Source organism: Bariatricus sp. HCP28S3_A4, assembly GCF_052066395.1.
Taxonomy (GTDB): domain Bacteria; phylum Bacillota; class Clostridia; order Lachnospirales; family Lachnospiraceae; genus Allocoprococcus.
This window is the reverse complement of sequence record NZ_JBQHSE010000115.1, coordinates 1-312: the sequence shown is the minus strand read 5'-3', so window position 1 is coordinate 312 and position 312 is coordinate 1. Positions and strand designations below refer to the sequence as shown.

Sequence of the window (312 nt, the reverse complement as noted above, 5' to 3'; positions counted from 1 at the left end):
CAAAGGCGGTGCGAAGCATCCTTTACATACACTGGAAACTCCGGTATTATCCAAGCAACAATCCAATGAATTTTTTAGCCACAAATGTTACAAAAAAGCTTGACCACAACACTCTTCCATAAACTTGAAGAACAACAGTATTTTTCGCTGGATCAGTTCAACAAAGATCTTTGGAAGGAACTGGAAGCTCTCAATAAGGAACCGTTTAAAAAGAAAGAACATAATAGATACTACTATTGGGAAGAGGAGAAACTTGAATTGATGCCGCTCCCCTCCATGCATTACGAGTACATGGAGAGAAAAACGGCAAAG

At 39.4% G+C, this 312-nt stretch carries 1 pseudogene; it reads left to right on the top strand.

Annotated features, from left to right (window positions below):
• Window positions 1–84 precede the first annotated feature (84 nt).
• Window positions 85–312 (top strand): annotated as a pseudogene (locus ACTNBF_RS16605) (hypothetical protein); the annotation flags it as partial.